The sequence below is a fragment of the Streptomyces sp. SPB074 genome, from assembly GCF_000154905.1.
Classification (GTDB): domain Bacteria; phylum Actinomycetota; class Actinomycetes; order Streptomycetales; family Streptomycetaceae; genus Streptomyces.
The window spans coordinates 6,623,739-6,626,501 of sequence record NZ_GG770539.1; the positions used below are offsets into that span (position 1 = coordinate 6,623,739).

Genomic DNA, 2,763 nt, shown 5'->3' on the forward strand with positions numbered 1-2,763 from the left:
GACCTTCGGGTCGCGCACGAGGGCGCGGGCGATCGCGAGCCGCTGCTTCTGGCCGCCCGACAGCCGGGCGCCCCGGGTCCCGACGACCGTCTCCACGCCCTGCGGCATCCGGTCCACGAACTCCAGCGCGTTCGCCGCCGCGAGCGCCTCGCGGATCTTCTCGTCCGGCACCTCGCCGTCCATCCCGTACGACACGTTCTCGCGGATCGACCCCTCGAAGAGGATCGACTCCTGCGGCACGACCGAGAGGAACCTGCGGTACGTGCGCAGGTCGAGGCCCGCGATGTCCTCGCCGTCGAGGAGGATGCGGCCCGCCGTGGGACGGATGAAGCCGATGACGAGGTTGAGCACGGTCGACTTGCCCGCGCCCGAACCGCCGACGAGGGCGACCGTCTCGCCGGCCCGCACCGAGAGGCTGAAATCGCGCACCGAGTGCTCGGCCGCGTCCGGGTAGCGGAAGCCCACCTTGTCGAAGGTGAAACTCCCCGTCACCTCGTCCGCGGCCGTCTTGCCCTCGTTCACCTCCAGGTCGGGCGCCTGGAGCACCTCGCCGACCGAACGGACCGACTCCAGGCCGCGCGAGACGATCGGCATGAGGTTGAGCAGCGAGGTCAGCGAGGCCGTCAGCCCGGTGAAGAAGGTGCTGATCATGACGACGTCGCCCGGGGAGATCCCGAAGAGCCCGTAGTACGCGACGAGCGCCGAGCCCGACAGGAAGGCCACCGCCATCACGTTGAGCAGGATCCACGACAGCGCCCCGAACCGGCCGCCGAGCATGTCGAGCCGGAAACCGGCCGTCAGGACGCGCTGGAGCGAGGTGTCCACGCGGCGCAGCGCGGTGCGCTCCAGGGCGTGGGCGCGGGTGATCGGGATGAGCGTGGTCATCTCACCGACTCGGGCCGAGAGTTGCTCCACCTCCACCCGGAAGGTCTCGTTGTCGGCGCGGATACGGCCGCGCAGCCGCCGCACGAGCAGCGCGGCGAGCGGCACCACGACCAGGAAGAGCGGCAGCGCGACCGGCGCCTGGAACGCGATGACGGCGGAACCGCCGAGAAGCGTCATCACGGCGCCGAGGCCGTTGTTGGCGGTCTGCTGGAGCATCGTCTCCAGCGCCTCCACGTCGCGCACCACCTTCGTCTGGAGCACCTCCGCGCTCACGCGCGAGTGGTACCCGATCGACAGGTGCTGCATCCGGTGGCACAGCGCGCCGCGCAGTTCGGTGCCCGTGCGCCGGATCGACGTGCTCAGCAGCCGGGCGAAGTACATATTGAGGGGGAAGTTCAGGAAGACGACGAAGAGGACGGCCGCCGTGTTCCACCACAGCTCGGAGACCGGCTTGTGGTCCACGACGACATCGATGATGCGGGCTGTCACCAGCGGCAGCAGCCAGACGGGTATGTGCTTGACGGCGAAGACGAACACCGCGAGCGTCAGCCGGCCCCGGTCGGGGCGCAGCAGGTAGCCCAGCGTGCGCAGGGGATGCTCGCCGACGTAGGCGTGGTCGAGCGGCGGCGTCCGCACCGCGGAGGGCGGAGGGTTCTGCCTCAAGAGCTCTGACGTCCTTCCAAGGAAGAAGCTCGATCGAACAGTCCCCCATCCTCCTCCTGCTCCCCGCGCCGCCGACAGGGCGCCCGGCATCCGGACGGTACGCGCCCCGCGCGCCGGGGGAGTGGTGATCTACGCTGGCCGCCGGACGGACACGCCAGGTCAACGGGCACACCAGCTCAGTCAGGAGGCCAGGAGATGGGCGAGGCACTGGGAGTCGCGGTGCTCGGCGCCGGGCACATGGGCGCCGACCACGTACGACGCCTGGACCGGGTGGTGTCGGGCGCGCGCGTCGCCGCCGTCGCCGACCCGGACCCGGACCGGGCGCGGGCCGCCGGGGGAGAGCTGCCGGGGTGCACCCTGCACACCGAGGCACTGGCCGCGATCGAGGCCCCCGGGGTGGACGCGGTGCTCATCGCCTCGCCCGCCGAGGCCCACGAGGCGGCGCTCCTCGCCTGCTTCGCGCGCGGACTGCCCGTCCTGTGCGAGAAGCCCCTGGCCCCCGACGCGCGCGGCGCGCTGCGGCTCGCCGAGGCGGAGGCCGCGAGCGGCCGGCGGCTCGCGCGGGTCGGCTTCATGCGCCGCTACGACCGCGAGTACCAGGCCCTCAAGGACCTTCTCGACGGCGGCAAGCTCGGCCGTCCCCTCATGCTGCACTGCACCCACCGCAATGTCTCCTCCCCCGCGCACTTCACCTCCGAGATGCTCATCGGCAGTTCGGTCTCGCACGAGATCGACGCCGCCCGCTGGCTGCTCGGCGAGGAGATCGACGCCGTCACGGTGCTGCGCCCCCGCTCCACCGCGCACGCCCCCCGGGGGCTCACGGACCCGCAGTTCGTCGTGATGGAGACGAGCGGCGGCGTCCTGGTGGACGTCGAGATCTACGTCAACTCCGGCTTCGGCTACCAGGTGCGCTGCGAGGCCGTGTGCGAGGGCGGCAGCGCGCGCATCGGGGAGGACCACACGATGGTCGTGCACTCCGCGGCGGGCGCGGGCCGGGAGATCGCGCGGGACTACCTCACGCGCTTCGCCGAGGCGTACGACACGGAGGTACGGGACTGGGTGGAGGCGGTCCGCGCGGGCGGGCCCGTCCAGGGGCCGAGCGTGTGGGACGGGTACGTCGCGAGCGTCGTCGCCGAGGCCGGAGTGGCCTCGCTCCACTCGGGCGAGCGGGTACCGGTACGGCTCGCCCCGCGGCCCGGCGTCTACGCCTGACGG

The 2,763-nt window shown here is 72.2% G+C and carries 2 protein-coding genes; one reads left to right on the top strand and one right to left on the bottom strand.

The window, feature by feature from the left end:
- The coding region (locus tag SSBG_RS28275) for an ABC transporter ATP-binding protein (protein ID WP_234010679.1) at positions 1–1,548 on the bottom strand (1,548 nt) is incomplete at its 3' end.
- A 195-nt stretch (positions 1,549–1,743) separates the two neighbouring features.
- Here SSBG_RS28275 and SSBG_RS28280 point away from each other — a divergent pair.
- Complete coding sequence (locus SSBG_RS28280) at positions 1,744–2,760, top strand: Gfo/Idh/MocA family protein (RefSeq protein ID WP_008749465.1); 1,017 nt, start codon at positions 1,744–1,746, stop codon at positions 2,758–2,760.
- The last annotated feature ends 3 nt before the right edge of the window (positions 2,761–2,763 follow it).

Excerpts from the sequence above, each read along its gene's own strand:
- SSBG_RS28280 (WP_008749465.1), top strand. The coding sequence starts at position 1,744 with ATGGGCGAGGCACTGGGAGTCGCGGTGCTCGGCGCCGGGCACATGGGC.